This window comes from Pseudoalteromonas sp. Scap03, from assembly GCF_013393115.1.
In the GTDB taxonomy this organism is placed as follows: domain Bacteria; phylum Pseudomonadota; class Gammaproteobacteria; order Enterobacterales; family Alteromonadaceae; genus Pseudoalteromonas.
Window position 1 is genome coordinate 2,500,260 of sequence record NZ_VDEU01000001.1, and the last position, 16,613, is coordinate 2,516,872.

General features: G+C 38.9%; 21 protein-coding genes. 6 read left to right on the forward strand and 15 right to left on the reverse strand.

Annotated features, from left to right (window positions below; genetic code table 11):
• Window positions 1-27: 27 nt before the first annotated feature.
• Window positions 28-459, forward strand: a complete 432-nt coding sequence (locus tag FHG08_RS11335) for a DUF3859 domain-containing protein (RefSeq protein WP_138569640.1) — start codon at window positions 28-30, stop codon at window positions 457-459.
• A gap of 56 nt (window positions 460-515) precedes the next feature.
• Here FHG08_RS11335 and FHG08_RS11340 read toward each other — a convergent pair whose 3' ends face one another.
• From FHG08_RS11340 to FHG08_RS11350, 3 genes are all read right to left on the reverse strand, one after another.
• On the reverse strand, window positions 516-932 hold the full coding sequence (locus FHG08_RS11340) for a VF530 family DNA-binding protein (protein ID WP_008114664.1): 417 nt from the start codon (window positions 930-932) through the stop codon (window positions 516-518).
• A 72-nt stretch (window positions 933-1,004) separates the two neighbouring features.
• Entirely contained in the window at window positions 1,005-1,997 is a 993-nt protein-coding gene (locus tag FHG08_RS11345; RefSeq protein ID WP_178956055.1) for an MDR family oxidoreductase, read from the reverse strand.
• A gap of 49 nt (window positions 1,998-2,046) precedes the next feature.
• Window positions 2,047-2,682, reverse strand: a complete 636-nt coding sequence (locus tag FHG08_RS11350; RefSeq protein ID WP_178956056.1) for a TetR/AcrR family transcriptional regulator — start codon at window positions 2,680-2,682, stop codon at window positions 2,047-2,049.
• A 363-nt stretch (window positions 2,683-3,045) separates the two neighbouring features.
• Here FHG08_RS11350 and rmf point away from each other — a divergent pair, with 363 nt between their 5' ends.
• Window positions 3,046-3,216, forward strand: coding sequence for a ribosome modulation factor (gene rmf / locus FHG08_RS11355; RefSeq protein ID WP_008114656.1), 171 nt, complete (start codon window positions 3,046-3,048; stop codon window positions 3,214-3,216).
• Between the two features lie 63 nt (window positions 3,217-3,279).
• Here rmf and fabA read toward each other — a convergent pair whose 3' ends face one another.
• The gene (gene fabA, locus FHG08_RS11360) at window positions 3,280-3,795 is read right to left on the reverse strand and encodes a bifunctional 3-hydroxydecanoyl-ACP dehydratase/trans-2-decenoyl-ACP isomerase (protein ID WP_010389976.1); all 516 of its coding nucleotides are present in this window, start codon (window positions 3,793-3,795) and stop codon (window positions 3,280-3,282) included.
• 195 nt (window positions 3,796-3,990) lie between these two features.
• Here fabA and FHG08_RS11365 point away from each other — a divergent pair, with 195 nt between their 5' ends.
• From FHG08_RS11365 to FHG08_RS11375, 3 genes are read left to right on the forward strand one after another with little or no spacing between them, the layout of a single operon-like run.
• A complete protein-coding gene (locus FHG08_RS11365) occupies window positions 3,991-4,848 on the forward strand; it encodes a 6-carboxytetrahydropterin synthase (protein ID WP_178956057.1) in 858 nt (285 codons plus the stop codon).
• Window positions 4,841-5,659 (forward strand): M23 family metallopeptidase, encoded by an 819-nt coding sequence (locus FHG08_RS11370; RefSeq protein ID WP_054200907.1) that lies wholly within the window; start codon window positions 4,841-4,843, stop codon window positions 5,657-5,659. Before FHG08_RS11365 ends, FHG08_RS11370 begins: the two co-directional genes overlap by 8 nt.
• A 5-nt stretch (window positions 5,660-5,664) precedes the next feature.
• A complete protein-coding gene (locus FHG08_RS11375; protein WP_178956058.1) occupies window positions 5,665-6,099 on the forward strand; it encodes an acyl-CoA thioesterase in 435 nt (144 codons plus the stop codon).
• Window positions 6,100-6,297: 198 nt separating this feature from the next.
• Here FHG08_RS11375 and FHG08_RS11380 read toward each other — a convergent pair whose 3' ends face one another.
• Genes FHG08_RS11380 through FHG08_RS11400 form a run of 5 tightly spaced genes read right to left on the reverse strand, consistent with a single transcriptional unit; the run spans window position 6,298 to window position 11,874 of the window.
• Complete coding sequence (locus tag FHG08_RS11380) at window positions 6,298-7,620, reverse strand: Na+/H+ antiporter family protein (RefSeq protein WP_010389979.1); 1,323 nt, start codon at window positions 7,618-7,620, stop codon at window positions 6,298-6,300.
• The gene (locus tag FHG08_RS11385) at window positions 7,617-9,590 is read right to left on the reverse strand and encodes a DUF3488 and transglutaminase-like domain-containing protein (protein WP_178956059.1); all 1,974 of its coding nucleotides are present in this window, start codon (window positions 9,588-9,590) and stop codon (window positions 7,617-7,619) included. Before FHG08_RS11385 ends, FHG08_RS11380 begins: the two co-directional genes overlap by 4 nt.
• On the reverse strand, window positions 9,583-10,572 hold the full coding sequence (locus tag FHG08_RS11390; protein ID WP_178956060.1) for a DUF58 domain-containing protein: 990 nt from the start codon (window positions 10,570-10,572) through the stop codon (window positions 9,583-9,585). Before FHG08_RS11390 ends, FHG08_RS11385 begins: the two co-directional genes overlap by 8 nt.
• Before the next feature lie 4 nt (window positions 10,573-10,576).
• Window positions 10,577-11,482, reverse strand: a complete 906-nt coding sequence (locus tag FHG08_RS11395) for a MoxR family ATPase (protein ID WP_178956061.1) — start codon at window positions 11,480-11,482, stop codon at window positions 10,577-10,579.
• Between the two features lie 8 nt (window positions 11,483-11,490).
• Window positions 11,491-11,874, reverse strand: a complete 384-nt coding sequence (locus FHG08_RS11400) for a response regulator (protein ID WP_055012203.1) — start codon at window positions 11,872-11,874, stop codon at window positions 11,491-11,493.
• A 414-nt stretch (window positions 11,875-12,288) separates the two neighbouring features.
• On the opposite strand from FHG08_RS11400, the gene FHG08_RS11405 reads away from it, so the two are divergent.
• Complete coding sequence (locus tag FHG08_RS11405) at window positions 12,289-12,762, forward strand: DUF3653 domain-containing protein (protein WP_178956062.1); 474 nt, start codon at window positions 12,289-12,291, stop codon at window positions 12,760-12,762.
• Window positions 12,763-12,835: 73 nt separating this feature from the next.
• Here FHG08_RS11405 and FHG08_RS11410 read toward each other — a convergent pair whose 3' ends face one another.
• Genes FHG08_RS11410 through FHG08_RS11435 form a run of 6 tightly spaced genes read right to left on the reverse strand, consistent with a single transcriptional unit; the run spans window position 12,836 to window position 16,569 of the window.
• On the reverse strand, window positions 12,836-13,054 hold the full coding sequence (locus FHG08_RS11410; protein ID WP_178956063.1) for a hypothetical protein: 219 nt from the start codon (window positions 13,052-13,054) through the stop codon (window positions 12,836-12,838).
• Window positions 13,047-13,445, reverse strand: coding sequence for a hypothetical protein (locus FHG08_RS11415; RefSeq protein WP_178956064.1), 399 nt, complete (start codon window positions 13,443-13,445; stop codon window positions 13,047-13,049). Before FHG08_RS11415 ends, FHG08_RS11410 begins: the two co-directional genes overlap by 8 nt.
• A gap of 2 nt (window positions 13,446-13,447) precedes the next feature.
• A complete protein-coding gene (locus tag FHG08_RS11420) occupies window positions 13,448-13,840 on the reverse strand; it encodes a hypothetical protein (protein ID WP_178956065.1) in 393 nt (130 codons plus the stop codon).
• Window positions 13,833-14,291, reverse strand: coding sequence for a virion protein (locus FHG08_RS11425; RefSeq protein ID WP_178956066.1), 459 nt, complete (start codon window positions 14,289-14,291; stop codon window positions 13,833-13,835). Before FHG08_RS11425 ends, FHG08_RS11420 begins: the two co-directional genes overlap by 8 nt.
• Window positions 14,291-15,733, reverse strand: coding sequence for a hypothetical protein (locus FHG08_RS11430; protein ID WP_178956067.1), 1,443 nt, complete (start codon window positions 15,731-15,733; stop codon window positions 14,291-14,293). The genes FHG08_RS11425 and FHG08_RS11430 overlap by 1 nt, the downstream gene beginning before the upstream one ends.
• The gene (locus FHG08_RS11435) at window positions 15,733-16,569 is read right to left on the reverse strand and encodes a hypothetical protein (RefSeq protein ID WP_178956068.1); all 837 of its coding nucleotides are present in this window, start codon (window positions 16,567-16,569) and stop codon (window positions 15,733-15,735) included. The genes FHG08_RS11430 and FHG08_RS11435 overlap by 1 nt, the downstream gene beginning before the upstream one ends.
• Between the last annotated feature and the right edge of the window lie 44 nt (window positions 16,570-16,613).

The window sequence follows — 16,613 nt, forward strand, 5'->3', positions numbered from 1 at the left end:
AACAATAGAAAGAAAAATAGAAAGTTAATGGCAAAATCTAAACCACAAATTACATTAGAAAGTTACGGTATATATTCCAAATGGGACAAAGCTGACAAAGCGTTACCACAAATCACGCAATTCACTACGCAAGTAAAAGCAGAACTTGATATAGAATTTGGCCTGATAGTAAATATCAAAAAAGCGAAAGGCGAAAAACTACATTATTGTATTTATCACCCCGGTATTATAGATGCCGATGGCGAAGTGATGCAGCCTTTTGAGGGGAATGTATATGTTAAAGATAACGATTGGTCGTTTTATTTAGGCGACACCGTGTGGGAGCCTATAGAAGATAAAATAGGTAACTGGCGTATGACCTTATCATTAGCAGGAAAAGTCATTGCGGATAAAACATTTAATCTAACTAATGAACAGACCAAAACAGAAGATGATTTTTGGAAACACCGAGGCTATTAATTTCCTCAATAAACAAAAAAAGCTAACAATAAAGTTAGCTCTTTTATGAAATTAGCTTAGTTACCCCAAGGGTTACTTGAATTTGAACGTTGTTTACGAGTACGGGCACGTTGCTTGGCTGCTTTTTTCTCTTGAATACGCTTAGCATCAGAAAAGCTTAACTCGCATGGTTCACCTGGTTTATCGCCTTCAGGGATAATACGGTCTCGTGGAGGCAGTTCGTATTGTACGTCATCTGGGCGTGGTAAGTTTTTTAGGCGGTACAAATAGAAATTATCTACTTTTTGTTGTGCCCACTCGGTTTTACGTAAAAATTTAACTGCTGACTTAATGTCAGGATTATTTTTAAAGCAGTTGAGTTGTAAGTAGGCATGCAGGAGTTCCCACCCATATTGCTCAACCAGTTCTTCAACCACTTGCTCTAATTTAACGCCTTGCAGTGGGTTATTACTGAAAAGTTCTTGGTTGCTCATAGGTGTTCTCTCGTTATTAAAAATACGGCCAGTATTATAAATTTAATAACGAGAGTTTAATAGCAAAAATGCTTAACTTTGACAATTAACCACAACACGACCACGAATTTGGCCCTGCATGAGCTGTTCAGCATTTTCAATAACCTGATCAAGTGTGATTTCGGTCGAAATTTTATCTAAGTAATCGCTACTAACTAGGGATGATAAACGATCCCATGCTTCAACACGGTCCGCTTTAGGGCGCATTACGCTATCAATACCCATTAAAGAAATACCACGTAAAATAAATGGCGCAACAGACGCTGGCAAATCCATACCTTGTGCAAGCCCACAAGCTGTTACTACACCACCGTATTTAAGTGAGGCACAAATATTAGCAAGTGTGTGACTACCTACCGAATCAATGGCAGCAGCAAAGCGTTCTTTTTGTAGTGGTTTACCTGAGTTTGAAAACTCGTTCCTATCAATTACATTAGTTGCACCTAATGATTTTAAATAGTCAGCTTGTTCCATGCGACCTGTTGCTGCGGTTACTTGATAACCTAGCTGGCTTAGTAAATAAATAGCAAAACTGCCTACGCCACCATTGGCACCGGTGACTAACACTTCACCTGAGTCAGGGGTGATCCCTTGTTTTTCAAGGGCAATCACGCTCAACATTGCTGTGTAACCGGCAGTACCAATTTGCATAGCTTGTTTAGCTGATAAGTTGGCGGGTAGGGGAATTAACCAATCGCTGCTAAGAGCCGCTTTTTGGGCTAGGCCACCCCAATGTTTTTCGCCAACACCAAAGCCATTTAAAATAACCTTATCGCCAGCTTTAAATTCTTCACTGTCGCTGTTGGTAACTGTACCCACTAAATCGATGCCAGGTACCATAGGAAAGCTGCGAACTACAGGACCTTTGCCAGTAATGGCTAAGCCATCTTTGTAATTTAGGGTACTGTACAGTACGTCAATTAATACATTTTCGTTTGGTAGATCGTCACTGTTTATGCTGCTTAAAGTGGCACTGTAGTCGTCGTCTTGCTTGTCTATAACAATAGCTTTAATAGGATTGCTCATTAGATTTCCTTTTAGACCGATCGTCTTTAAATTGATAATAAAAAATGCATCATTTGAGTAATGTGCGTAAAAACATTTCTGTGTATAAAGTCAGTGGCTTGCTTGATTGTGTTAGTTTAGCTCGCATTACAGCGCCTTCCCAACCAATCCAAAAATATTCACTCATTTGTGTAGTATCAACATCAGTTTTAATAGTGTGTTGCTGTTGAGCTAAGTCTAAGCACTGTGTTAACTGTGCTTGCCAAGCATGGTAACTCTGCATTAGGCGTATTTTAAACTCGTCACTTAAATGATTGAGTTCTTGGTTTAAATTGCCTACTAAACAACCGCGTTTGTAATCATACTTTTGCATCCCAGCTATAGCACTTTGGGTAAAGTTAACAATGCGTTCTAGGGGCGGTACTTCAGATTGCCCTAAATAAAACTTAAGCTTAGCTATAAAAAACGTGTCGTACGCATCAACCAAAGCTAAGCCAAATGCTTCTTTACTTTTAAAGTAATGATAAAACGAGCCCTTAGGGACTTTGGCTTTTTTTAATATGGTGTCGAGCCCTGTGGCACTAAAACCAAACTCAGTGAGGGTTTCTAATCCCACACGAAGGAGCAACGCTTTAGTGTCTGCGTTGTCTCTGGCTATTTTGGGTGGGCGGCCACGCCTAGTTGCAACTGCTGGTGTTTTGTTCATGCTTTATATTAGACCGATCGGTTTTAATTAATCAAGCTTTTATTTGGAATGTTTTTAAAACAGCTCTGACGTTCATTTTTTGATTACAAATTAATTGGGAACTTAAGGGTATATTGTTAGTCACAAATATGACACTTATGTGTTTTGAACCGATGTATCGGAACATTTTAATAAAGTTAAATAGGTTAAAGTTGAGCAATAAAATTATTTTTAAATTAATTTATCATTGCATCAGCAGCTTAGTTAAAGTCAAACAAATTAATTGTATTTTGTGTTTGAATTAAACATTTTTGTTGGCTATTTATTAAATGTAGATGAACTTTATGCTACAAAAATATAAATATAAAGGTGAGGATTTTACCGATGAAGAGACAGAAAAGAGATCGTTTAGAAAGAGCTCATTCTCAAGGTTTTAAAGCAGGTTTAGCTGGTCGCTCAAAAGAGCACTGCCCTTATCAACAAGTTGATCCTAAGTCTGAGTGGCTTGGTGGTTGGCGCGAGGCAATAGAAAATCGCAATATGTATAAAACATAAACTCATAACGAATTAAAGCAAAAAGGCCTCCAAATGGAGGCCTTTTTGTTGCGTGTTTTAAACTTAAAACGCGCTGGTATCTTGGAACAAGCCTACCTTTAAATCTTTTGCTTCGTAGATCACGCGGCCATCTACTTCTACGGTTCCATCAGCCATACCCATAAACAATTTACGCTTAATAACGCGTTTCATGTCTAGACGGTAGGTTACTTTTTTAGCTGTTGGCAATATTTGACCGGTAAATTTAACTTCACCTACACCGAGTGCACGACCAAGACCAGGACCACCAGACCAACCTAAGAAAAAGCCCACAAGTTGCCACATAGCATCTAAGCCTAAACAACCAGGCATTACTGGGTCGCCTTTAAAATGACAGTCGAAAAACCAAAGGCTAGGATCGATATCTAGCTCTGCAACTATTTGACCTTTACCATGTTCACCACCGTCATCGGTAATTGAAATGATACGATCCATCATTAACATGTTGTCACTTGGCAAACGACAATTTCCTTCACCAAACATTTCACCTTGACCACAAAGGATCAAATCTTCTTTTGTATAGCTATTTTTAGGTTCCATAACACTTTATCTTTGCTTAGAAATTGCCCCGTACTTTAGCGTACACTTGTACGCTAAACAACTCGGAGCAGTTAAAAAATGGTTTAATTATAAGCAATCAGTAAATGCAACTGATTTTAGTATGATTAAACCGCGCAATTACTAACAGAAATCATTATAATTGGGGCTGACTTTTAATCAGTTTAAAGGAAATTTATGACCCTTTTTGTTAACTCACTCACTGTGATTGATTTTTCTTACTTATGCAATAAACGCGGTGCAGTTGGCGAAAGTTGGATTGTTGATTTGACTTTACATGGCAAACTAAACGAAGAGTCTATGGTTTTAGACTTTGGCTTAGTTAAAAAGCAAATTAAAGGCATTATTGATGAGTGTATAGATCACCGTTTAGCTGTCCCTAACAACATAAACGGCAGCATCAACGAGTTTGCTGATCACAAAACATTAGATTGTAAATTTGCTGATAACAAGCACCTTGCAATGAGTGCACCTCATCAAGCATATTGCTTAATAGATACTGATGAGATTAACGTTGAATCAGTAACAGAGTACTTAGTTGCCACAATACTGCCACAGCTTCCTGATAATATTGAAAAGATTGAGTTGGTGTTAAAGCCTGAGCACAATCAGAGCTTTTATTACCACTATAGCCATGGCCTTAAAAAGCATGATGGTAATTGCCAGCGTATTATTCATGGTCATCGCTCACAAATTGGTATAAGCCTTGGCGGTATTTCTATGCCTCGTTTGCAAAAACAGTGGGCTGATAAATGGCGTGATATTTACTTAGCAACTAGTGAAGATCAAATAAACGTCTCTGAATTAAAACATATCTCAGCTAAAAGTGATGATGTTTGTTTTGCGTATACTGCGGCGCAAGGTTACTTTGAAATGGCTATTAGTGAATCACGTTGCGACATTTTACCAATTGACACCACGGTAGAATGTATTGCTGACTACATTGCCAGCCAAGTGAAATTAGAGCACCCAGAAAAAGACGTTAAAATTACCGCCTATGAAGGTGTTGGAAAGGGGTCGATTAGTTATGCTTAAATCCTTATTAGTTTCGGCGTTAATTGTATCAACTAGCTTTAGTGCTATAGCGCTTGAGCTAAAAGGGCATTTAACTCAAGGCGGCCTAGTAACAGGGCAATTAGATAACGCTAAGTCGGTAAGCCTCAATGGTAAGTCGTTAAAACTTGCTGATAATGGGTTATTTGTATTTGGTTTTGGCCGTGATGCAAAACCTGTACATACATTAAGCTGGGTAGATAAAACCGGTAAAGGCCACAGCCAAGATTTAGTTATTACTCTTCGCGATTACGATATAGATAAAATTACCGGTGTTGCTAAAAAATACGTATCGCCGCCAAAAGCAGTAAGTGAACGTATAAGCCGTGAAGCGATCGCAGTTCGAAAAGCACGGGCTGTTAACTCTGATTTAGAATACTTTTTACAGCCAGTACTTAGGCCTGCAAAAGGGCGCATTTCAGGTGTTTATGGTAGCCAACGTTACTTTAATGGCGAACCTCGCAGGCCACACTTTGGTTTAGATATAGCAAACAAAACAGGTTCACCTGTGTATGCACCGATCAGCGGAACCGTGGTGTTTGCTGAACCAGATTTATATTACTCTGGTGGTACTTTGATTTTAGATCATGGGCATGGGGTTACTTCTACTTATATTCATTTAAGTAAGCTTGATGTAAAAGTAGGGCAGAAGATTGAACAAGGTACAAAGGTAGCTGAAATAGGTGCTACGGGCCGTGTAACTGGGCCGCATTTAGATTGGCGATTTAATTGGCAAGGTGAACGCCTTGACCCTGCATTATTAATGCAAGACACATTAGCTAACAAAAAGTAGAGATTATGACTCAAGTAGAGCGCGAAGCCATTATTGCGCAACGTATAAAAGATTCGACCACTTCGGTAACTAAGGCCGTATTTCCTGGGCGTACTAACCATCATAATACGCTATTTGGTGGTGACGCATTAGCATGGATGGATGAAGTTGCTTTTATAGCTGCCACCCGTTTTTGCCGTAAACCATTAGTAACTATTTCATCAGATAGAGTCGATTTTAAAGAAGCTATTCCTGCTGGTTCATTTGCTGAGTTGATATCAAAGGTATCGCATGTGGGGAATACCAGTTTAAAAGTGGATGTTGAAATATTCCTAGAAACTATGCACAAAGATAACAAGCACTCTGCTATTACAGGCAGCTTTATCTTTGTTGCTGTTGATGATAACCACAGGCCAACACCTGTCGTGTGTGACAAAATGCTGCATGGTTTTGAGTTATAACACCTAACAGTAAAAATAATATAAGCACCAATTATGGTGCTTATATTATTAACCATAAAGAACACATCATACTTTATTTATCTAATGGCCAACTTAGCAATTAAACAAGATAAAAAGTATTAGTTTTTCAATGAGCAGGGCGTATTAAAGTAATAAATGAGACTAATAAAAAGGCGTGCAATGCACGCCTTTAAATAACTATAAAACCATAGCGGCTATCCAGCCAAACACCAATAACGGAATATTAAAGTGAATAAAGGTTGGCACAACCGAATCCCAAATGTGGTCGTGTTGTCCGTCAGCATTAAGTCCTGATGTCGGCCCTAGAGTAGAGTCAGAGGCAGGGGAGCCGGCATCACCTAATGCGCCAGCCGTACCAACAAGTGCAGCGGTTGCCATTACAGAAAAGTTTAGCTCTAAACATAAAGGCACAAATAAGGTTGCAATTATAGGCACAGTCGAAAATGAACTACCAATGCCCATGGTTATAAATAAGCCGACTAATAAAATTACTGCAGCTGCAATGGGTTTATTACCGTCAAAAATGGCGGCGCTGCTATGGACTAGGCTAGCAACGTGTCCGGTTTCTTTCATTACAGCAGCAAAACCTTGCGCAGAAATCATAATAAAACCAATCATTGCCATCATGGCAACACCCTTACTAAATACGTCGCCGTTTTCTTCCCACTTAACCACACCAAATACACTAAATATAACCACCCCTACTAGGCCACCTAATATCATTGAGCCACTGGCATTTTGAGCGATCAGAGAAGCAAGCACGGCAAATAAACCAACCAGCATTACCTTTTTTGGGTTTTCAACATCAGCTTGTTGGCTTTGAACTGTTAATGCTGTGCTTGTGTATTCGCGGCGTTTTCGATAACTAATAAATAGGGCAATCAACAAGCCGACAAACATACCAATAGCTGGAATTATCATTGCTAAAGGGACACTGGTATTAACAATCTCAAGGCCATTATCAACTAGATTTTTATGTAATATTGAGTATAAATAAATACCCCCAAAACCATACGGCAGCACCATGTACGAGGTGGCTAAACCAAAGGTTAAAATACAAGCAATGGCACGTCTATCTAATCGCAGTTTATTAAACACAACAAGCAGCGGCGGGATCAAAATGGGAATAAAAGCGATATGCACCGGCACCAAGTTTTGAGAAGAGATAGCACAAATCAAAATAATAAACAGAATAAAGTAGCTTAATATGGTTTCACTAGAGCCTGTTTGAGCATTTACTTTAGCGAGTAACTTAGCGGCCAAAATACGCGTTAAGCCTGACTTAGAGATAGCGACGGCAAATGCACCTAGCATCGCATAGCTTAAAGCAATTTCGGCGCCTGATGATAAGCCAGAATTAAAAGCATCAATACTTTCTTTTAAGCCCATGCCTGCGGTTAATCCGGCAACAAGCGCACTTATTGTCATTGCAACAATCACATTTACGCGGACCAAAGTGAGTCCAAGCATTAAAATAACGCCTATAATAACTGCGTTCATAGATTTCTCTGTTTTATAGATTTAATTAATTTTATCAGATCTTTAGCCTGATTTTTACGTTCTTTGGTAAATGGTTGTCTCGCATAGCGCACTTGCTCAAATAAGTGACAAAAGGCGGTTATTTGTTGCTCTGCATAGGGGGCTTGTTGACTAATGTGTTGTAATGTTTGAATAGGTGTAGCATTTTCAGGGTAGTTTATAGTGTGCTTATTAGCCCAACTGAGTATTTGATAATACTCTTTTACCAGCGGAGGTTGTTTTGTTGTTGCCTTGGGGCGGTTGATATAAATAAAATAAGCACTAAAACTTAAAATTAAAACAATAATAACCCCAAGCGGTACTAACCAAACATAAGTGTTACCAAATAGGGACGCTAATAAATCTTGTTGTTTATTTTTATCAAATCCCAGCACCCAACTAGACCATTGATAATCGAGGTTTTCTAATTCTAGGCGAAGCCAGTTTATGGCAGCATAATTACTTAAGCTAACTAAACCAAAATTAATATTATTTTTAAATTCATCATTTAATGCAGCACTCTGTGATAAAGAACCATTTAATCGTTCGGGCGCAACAACCGCTGTTGCATCAAATATTCTCCAGCCTGCATTAGTATATACCTCAACCCAAGCATGCGCATCGTATTGACGAACGGTAATATAGTCATTGTTTTGATTATGCTCTCCGCCTAAATATCCGCTTACTACCCGCGCTGGAACGCCAGCACTTCTAAAAATAAAGGCAGCTGCACTGGCATAATGACCACAAAAGCCACGTTTATTATTAAACATAAATTGATCAAGCGTATCATCACCGCGCATAGGTGTTGGCGTAAGAGTGTAACTGAAACTATTTTGCGAAAAATAATCTAGCAGTTTATTAAAAAGCTCATCAGCGTTAGCACTTCTGTTTTTTAACTGTTGCGCCAGTTGATAACTTTTTTGGTTATTACTCACAGTAAGCGTTTTATAAAAACGCTGCTCTACGCTATTAAGCTTCTTAGTCGATAATGGTTTAGTACTAACAGAATATTTTAACACTTTGGATTTATATTGTTTTTTACGCAGCAAGCCGACTGAGTTGGAAACTACATTTTCATTGTTACTACTGGCATAGCCAAGCCCATATAACCAATCAGCCATTGCTGGCTCAGCAATTATTGAGTATTGAGTGGTGTTTCCATTGCTGCTATTTTGGCTTGGTAACATCATTGCTTGCTTTAAAAATGAAGATGTTTTCCAAGCTTTACCGTCAAATTCATCATGTACAATAGCGCGCCAGTAATAAGGAGGCGTGGTTGAATTATTATCAAACTTCGCTCTAAAAACCAATTCATCGGAGTTTGATAATTTAGCTATATCAAATGGGTCTACTTGTTCAGATAGGCCTGTTTGCGCCATTTTTGGCCCAGGTAATTGCCAAAATGCAGGGAGTTTTGGTAAAAATATTAAGAGTACAACTGCCAAAGGAAAAGCCAGAAATATTATTTTAGCACTTTGTTTTGATGACAGTTTTAAACTATGACTAGATTCAAGTAACCCAAGTACAGCAAAATTTAAAATATACAGTGTACTAATAATTAAAGTGGTAAAAATAGTTTGGCTAAACAAATACACAGCTGAAAGTGAAAAGAATGTGAGGGTGATGATCAATTGATAATGCTGCTTTGTTTTTGCCTGTAGTAATTTAAAAACGCATGACAGCAAAAGCATGGCAACAAACAGCACCACGGTATCTTTAAAGCCAATACTGCTGAGCATAATAATTAATGCTATTGCAGCGAGTCCGTTGGCCAGCCACGCATTGGGCTTTTGTTTGTATTTAAGGGTTAAATAAATATTCCAGCCACATAACGTGCTGAGCATAATAATAAAGGGCAGGGGCAAGTGCTCTATAAAAAAGCTCACTAACCCTAAGTAAATAAATGACAAAGAAAAATTTATAACGCGTTGATTTTTGATCTTATTCATAATCAGCGCCTACATTACTTAAAGCTTGTAAGCAGCGTTGCTGATGAAACTTTCCGGAGCCATTTTCTATGACCTTATTGGGCAATTTCAACGAGTAATTAATGTCGCTTTCAAACGCTTGGCATACTAGGTAACACAATTGCCCTAAGCGTTGCTCGGTATCGCCTGTCATTAAATTAAAGTCAAATTGTGTATCGGCAGATTTAAAATCACTAAATTGTTTTACTAATAATTGCTGAGTTTTTGCGTAGTGTTTCCACGAAACTCGCTGCAATCCCATTTCTGGTAAGTGATTGATTAGAATGTCAAACTCATCATCGCCTAGATGTTTTTCAGCTCCTTCATCATCATTAGCAGTCATTTGGCTTAATTGTTTTTGATTTGGTGTTTTAATAATTGAAGGGTAAACATAAACGGTATGATCTGGTTGAATATAGCTCCATACACTCACCAAACCAAATGGATAATTACTGGCAATTTTTATTGGCTTTAGTAAATAGCGACCGCGCTTTAAATAAGGCAATGGTAACTGGCATTGTATGGTATCGGCTTTAACACTCTCTATATAGCAGTTTTGTTCAAAATTATTGGGATAACTTAAGGTGATTGACTGACATGTGTCGTTTGATTTTATTTGCCACACTAACTGAGGTTGCTGTGGCGCATAACTCTCAATAGTATTTTTAAAGCTGACAGTTAATCCTTTTGCGTTGCTATAACCTAGCAACAAGGCAAAAATAATAATCACAAACATTAAATACGCCATAAACAGTATTAAATTATTTTGATAATTAATTCCCATTACAAAATTTAATAGTGCAACAATCGTAAAATATACACCCAGTGTGGAAGGCAAAACATAGATAGTATTATGCGTTAAAGTGATGCTGTTTTTTTTGTGCTTATTTTTTAATAATGTCGTTAAAATTGTACTTTTTATAGCACGAATAAAAGTAGGGCGTTTTAATTTTAAAATACCCATTGATCTAAACGGGCACTAAAACATGTTTTAAAATGTCTGCAATTTGGTTCTTGCCAGACTCACTATGCAAACCTAATCGATGCTGGCACACACTAGAAAATACCGCTTGTACATCTTCAGGTAGAACAAAGTCTCGACCTTCAATATAGGCCCATGCCCTTGCAGATTTTGCCAGCGCCATACTGGCTCTTGGTGAAAGCGAAGCAGCTAACGATTGAGCCTCACGTGTGTAAGTCACTAATTCAATTATATAATCAACAACCGGAGCGCTTAGTGTAACATTTGCTATAGCCTGTTGTATTTGTTTAAGTTGTTGCTGGTTAATTCGCTGTGGTAATTGGGAGTAATCGCGCTTTTGATTGTTTAATAGTAATCTTTTTTCAGCGTTTTTAGGTGGAAAGCCTAAGCTTATACGCATTAAAAAACGATCTAATTGCGATTCTGGCAGCGGATAAGTTCCTGCTTGATATAAAGGGTTTTGAGTAGCAATAACAAAAAACGGAGTAGGGAGCGGGTACTTTTCTCCATCTACTGTTACTTGTTGTTCTTCCATCGCTTCTAATAACGCACTTTGGGTTTTAGGGCCCGCACGATTTATCTCATCAGCAAGTACTACTTGGCTAAAAATTGGGCCTTTATGAAATGAAAAACTGTGTTCTTTATTATTAAAAATATTGGTACCAATAATATCAGCGGGTAATAAATCGCTAGTAAATTGAATACGCTGATACGACAACCCCAAAACAGCAGCTAATGCATGCGATAAAGTGGTTTTACCCATACCTGGTAAGTCTTCAATTAGTAAATGACCTTCACTAAACAAACAGGTTAATGCTAATTTTATTTGTTGTTGCTTGCCAAATATAACGGTAGATAGATCATCAATAATAGTGGTAACTAGATGCTGCATAATGTCCTTTAATCTATCAGTTCTAAACGTTTCATTACGGCATCAACTTTTTGCGCGTTGAAAGGCTTGGCTATAAATTCTTTTGCGCCAAGTTCCCAAGTATTTTGTACGGTCTCAAAACTATTATGGCCTGAGCACATAACCACATGAGCATATGGGTGCTCGTTATTGATCGACTCTAAAATTTCGATGCTTTCAGAATCAGGTAAATCAACATCTAAAAATATAACGTTGGGTGATTTTTCGCTAAGTAAGGGTTTAGCACAATCAAAATTATCGCACTCAATAATGTCATCAAAACCTAAGCCGGCTAACACTTGGCTTAAGTCAGCACGGATTTGTTTAACATCATCAATAATTAAAATTGGTTCGAGTGGGCGTACAAATTCCATATGAATACTTCAACATTTTTTACGGCTTGTGGTTTAATATTAAGCCAAGCATTAAGGAACCTCAAGCTGATAACTATGAATTACCGTAATAGTCGTTTAAATGCACTTAATGTCCGATACCGTCTAGTATTGGACTTAGTGAGCTTGAAGTTATTAAAATAGAGCGCCACACATGCACTTAAATACCACTACCTATAATTTATATTATGTTAAATGACGTCAAAACCGACAAAATGGCGTGAATTATAGGTAGCGTGCTATGATTGCTCGAACTGTTTATTTTTACATGTTTTCAGTGTTATACGCTCAATCAGTATTATTGATTGAACACCCTGCTATCAATCTAAAAAAATCATCAAAGTTTTTTCCGCGTAGACCATTAATAACAACGTCAATGGAATCAAGGGAATAATAATGACTAATTTTAAACAGTTACTTTTTCGCGCTGGATTTATGAATTTTGGTAAACTTGACCGCCGCGCCGCCATGGAATTTTTATTTATTAACTCTGAACGAACGCTTGAACGATGGATTAAAGATAATAAACCGTGCCCGCGTGCCGTTGCTATGCTTGAGCAACGCATAAAAGGCATGGTTTCTATGCACAAGGATTGGCAAGGCTTTAGTATTTGCAGAGACGGATATTTATGGACGCCAAGCGGCAACCGGTACGAACCAAGCTACATTAACAAAATTGATTTTTTACAGCGTTCAGTGCGTTATAACGAAAACCACGTTTTAGCCCTGCAACAACAAATTACGCATTTAAATGATTTGGTTAAAGCCAGTGATACGCTTAAGGCGATTGGCCATGATTTAATTAACATGAGTGATAAGTTTAAGTTGAAAGAAATTGTGAAGAAATACGAGGGCAAAAAAACCGCCTAAATTTAAAAACCCCGCACTTTTGCGGGGTTATTTTTAATAAAATCAATATATTACACTTTTGTACCCTGGACACTCACCCGCTTTCGTTTTTGGCGCGTAAAACGTTAAGTTTTGCTACTTCATTTTCAATAACGCCCACCCTAACAGCCAATTCACCATGGTTTTTGTATTGCAATTCAATAGCTGCTTTTAAATAAACAATATGCACCTTTAGCGCTGCCACTACTGCGGCGGCACTGGTTGCACCTGTAATTATTGCGGTTGCTGCTATTTTTAAAATAATATCATCCATTTTTAACCGCCTTAAATTGACCAACAAACTGAGGGATGATGTTTTTTAAACTGGCAAGACCCCAAACGCCGCCGTTAATTGCTATCCATGTTTGTACTAACCACGGTGGCACGTTTTCCAAGTTTGTGAATATTTGCGAGCCATGCTCAGGTGATACGACTGTAATTAAAATGGGCGCGGTAAACATACAAAAACTAAAAAGCCTTAACCCTTTGTCTTTGTCTTGCAGTGTTGCCATTTCCCATTGGTGGTTATAGTCTTTTTCTGACTGCGCCAAGCGTGCTTGGTTGTTTATTATGGCTAAATCGCGCTTATGCTCTGCATCTGCTTTTGCTGCGCGGTTTTTTAACCATGTATCAAGCGGGTTTAGTAACGATAAAAACCAGTCCATAACTACCCCTTAGCCGCTGCTGCGATTGTATCAGCATCAACAAGGCCATTTAAAAGCGGCCTATATTGGCTTTTTAACCGCAGGTCACTGTCAAATATCTCATTCAATAGCGCTTCATTGCCGTCATTTAATTTAGTGATTGCGTAAAGCCACTGCATATCAGCGACTTTTAATGTGTAGTCGAGTTTTGATTGCTCAAGATAAAAACCAGCCCATGCGCGGGTTATGTAATTACTGCCATTAACAAAGAATTGAATTTCAGCAAGTGCTTTGCTTACTGGTTTTGTTATTGGTGCGGTAATTTCGCGGCCTTTTTCAACAAAGTTATTAATTAGCCAATACACGCCAAATAAACTTATTAGCGCTGGTAAGCTACGTTCGAATATTTTACCCATAATAACCCCACTCAAAGCCGCGTTTTATTTCGTCCATGGTGTACGGGTTTTGCCCGTTTTCCATTGTTACCATTGCTGACAATACAGCGGGATATGCTGCATCATTTAACACCATATCGGCGGGATACCCTGCCTTATCGCTGACAAAGTTAATATAATTTTGTGTATGATTTTCATTGTCCGGTGCCCATTCATTAATGATACTTTCAATGGTGCGAACCCCGCGCTTTGCTTTGGAGCGCATAATGCGCCCCGCTGCTCTAAAGCCGTGTAAAGGCGTTTCAAAAATGATAAAGCGACCATCATCCCCAACTTGACCAACCCAACTTTCGCGAGCTTCAATATTTAGCGGATTGTGATTGCGGATACCGCGTGGCGTACCAGAGCTTGATGTAACACCCGCCAACGCAGCAAGCCCTGCCATAGATAAAAGAACCGTTGATTTTTTCATCAGAACGACTCCTTAAAAACTCTAAATAAGGCTTTTGGCTTTGTTAAATCCGGTGTTAATCCGAATTTTAAAATCTCACTATTTGCGGTTGAGTCATTAACCCATGCAACAAGCTCATTACCAACAACATCAAACATACCGTAAAGCCTGTCACAAAAAACGCGATTATTCGTATACGCTATGCTGTACGTATTAAAGTTATCCTCAGTTATATAAACCTTATCACCTGATAAAACTAATATTGCATCACCCACTGCGGCCACCGCTTTAGGTGATGGCACGAACGCATAAACGTCTAAAACTTGTCCGGTCTCCCTAACCCATACTTTTGAGCTGGTGTTTGATGTAAAACAGACGTATTTATTAGAAAATACAGGTTTATCTGCTGCGCCTGTTGACTGATTAATTATTTTTTCACTAAGCGTGACTAGCTCATCATCTGAATAATACCAATCTGAATCAATTGATACCCATAATCGCCCGTCAATCTCATCTCTAAAAATCTTTTCAGCTGCACCATTCCCTTTTAAGAGTAAATCAACACCATCTCTCACACTAAAAACACCATCTTTGTAATAATGTATCTCGCTTGGCTTGCCTGGAAAGTTAACGCTAATTAATACGCCGCCGTCACTGACTTCACAGCCATATGGAAGCGCCCCGCTCAAACCGCTGGCAAATGGGTTTTCAATATCCGCTATTAATTCACCGTCAAAATCTATTAATTTAAAAGTTGACGACCCCGCCGTTAAAAAAATCATATCGTTAATCACACACGCCGAATTGTAACTGTGAGCAACATTTTTTATCTCGCCTGTGTCTAAATTTACAATTCTTGAGCTGTTCGCCTGATTTTTAAAGAGCATTTTATCTTCAAAAACAACCCACCCACGACATTCGTTATCACCAAGCACTAAAACAGATTCCTTTGTAGTTATATCTAAAATCAAATCCGGCTTATCATTTATAAAAGCGTGCAACGGTGCTGCTGAATTGTGCTGGTAAACTTCACCTTGAGCTACATAAATCCCGCTTTCACTGCTAACACCCTCACCACCCACCCAAAAACCACCACTTGATAGTGCGACCTTTGCGCCGCTTTGTGATGGGTCATACGGTAATATTTGCTGTGATAGTCCGTAGTGCTCAGATATAAATGAAGCTGAACGGTTTGGCTTTGTGCTCAATGCGTCATAACTTAATTTATGCGCCGATACCCAAATCTGTAACTTTTGCTCAATATCTGAGGTTATTTCGATAAAATCAAACGGCTCATTAGTTTGAACGTCAAACCCCGCCGCCGCATCTGTATCTATAATCGCGCTGCCTTTTCTTAATGCGCGGATTCTAAAAATACCTTCGCAATTCATCACTTTTATGAAGCGGCCTTCTGCATTCACCTCATCAACTTTATTTGGTTTTAAAAATTTACGAATAAACATTATTTACGCCCCATAAAAACAACGGCAAGAATAGCAACGCCACCTAAGCCGATTACGATATATTTCATTGTTTCGTTTGTGCTAATTGCCAGTTGCTGACCGTCTGAACGGCTGGCATGGTCTGCGAACTGTAACGCCTGTTTATGCGCTAGAATTGTTTGGTCGCCCGCGTCTTGATAAGCATCGGCAACTTTATCAACTGCACCCGCTGCTAAATCGGTTGCTAGATTGCTATTGTTTTCGATTGAGAAATACGCCAAATCTGCCATGTTGTTGTTGGCATCACCTAGCGAGTCAGACACGGTTAAAATGGCGTTATTAGCAAAGGCGGTATTGTTGCCGTGCATGTTCTCGGCCATTTCTGTAACACTGCGCGCTAAGTCGCTATTTTCTTTGATAGACGTTTCAGCTAGTGAGTTTTGAGCGTTTATGCTATCGGTTGCTAGATTGCCCGTCATTTGCAGCGCATCGGCACCAAAATTAAACGCCTGATTTTGCGAGTCTTGCATAGCACTGAGTGCATCACCGCCAAAGCCATAAGCATCAGCTAGGGTTTCACCTGCAAAGTCGAGCGAATCTCGGTTAACGTCACTAGCAAAGTTAAAGCCGCTTTTTGTCATGTTTTCTGCGGCTATGGTCATTTCGCGCTGATTGCCCGCCATATCACCCCAAATATCAACAAGACCATCAACTAAACCGTGGTCTGTTTGGGTTATGTTGTAACTGTTACCGCTGCCATTTGTTATAAATCCGTTGTTATCACCTTGAACGCCAAAAGACGTGCTAGTGTTGCTCGTTGATTGTTTGCTATCTGATTTTGAACTGCTACCGCCCATATGCCACCATCCGGAAAACCTGATAATTATTACTATCAGTTTTA